Source organism: Acidisphaera sp. S103 (assembly GCF_009765975.1).
Classification (GTDB): Bacteria; Pseudomonadota; Alphaproteobacteria; order Acetobacterales; family Acetobacteraceae; genus Rhodopila.
In genome coordinates this window covers 1-534 of sequence record NZ_LMUJ01000007.1, presented here as the reverse complement: position 1 = coordinate 534, position 534 = coordinate 1, and the positions used below count along the sequence as shown (strand labels likewise).

Sequence of the window (534 nt, the reverse complement as noted above, 5' to 3'; positions counted from 1 at the left end):
CCCTGTCCGGGCACGCCCTTGACGCTTTGCGGCGGTTTGAGAAGTTGGCAGAAGCCGCGCAGATGCATGAGATTGGCTTTGACCAGGCGGGCGAACATCAACGGGCTGGCGATCGCGGTCTGGGTTTGCTGTGCCAATCGCAGCAGCAGGAAGGCGATCAGCGCGACGGCGATCTGGATACGCACGGCGTTTTCCGAGACGCCGAGGAATTTCTTGATCCGCAGCGTCTGTTTGACCCAGCGGAAGAACAGTTCGATGGACCAGCGCAGTTTGTAGAGGTCGGCGATTTCCTGCGCCGAGGCTTCCAGGTCGTTGGTGAGGATGCGCAGGATTGTCCCGGTCGGGATGCGCACCCGGATCTCCCTCACCTCTTTGCCGAACGGGTTTTGCCGGCTGTAGGCCAGCCGGCTGGGCAGGTGGCCGATCCGGTCGGACAGGATCGGGCCATCCGGCGCCACCGGCTGTTCGCGGGTGACCGTCAGCCTGGTGTTCTTCTTGAAGCGGGTGACGATCCGGCAGCCGGTCTGGTCGAGT

1 protein-coding gene is annotated in these 534 nt (G+C 63.3%); it reads right to left on the bottom strand.

Annotated features, from left to right (window positions below; translation table 11 throughout):
• Positions 1 to 534: IS4 family transposase (locus GSQ89_RS00215; RefSeq protein ID WP_158920780.1), on the bottom strand; the 534-nt coding region annotated here is incomplete at both ends.